General features: G+C 41.8%; 1 protein-coding gene. It reads right to left on the reverse strand.

Annotation, left to right across the window (positions count from 1 at the left end):
• On the reverse strand, positions 1–335 hold a 335-nt coding region (locus ACWA1B_RS22425), incomplete at both ends, for a DUF6443 domain-containing protein (protein WP_456910801.1).

Consider the following 335-nt stretch of genomic DNA (forward strand, 5'->3'; position numbering starts at 1 on the left):
TAATGGTTTTGTAAAGCTCATTGGCATTGTAGTAGCCGCTGTTTCTAAAAGAGATCTCATATAGTCCAGATGCAGAATTCCATACAGTAACCACAGAAAATAATTTTACTTCACCAGCGACATTGGCTTGATAGCCTGTTTTAATTTCATGCCCAGATCCTGAATACCAGGCATTCCCAGGCGCTGCCTGTTTTAATACCCTGTTAAGAGGAGAAGCCTCCATTTCTTTTCTGCTGAAAGGATATGAAGTGGCCTCGAGAGCCGGATTTCCGTTAAGTGTTGGATTAGGATTTGCATAATACGAAGACTGTTTTGTCTTTGCCGCGGGATCAAAA

It is taken from the genome of Flavobacterium xizangense, from assembly GCF_054075145.1.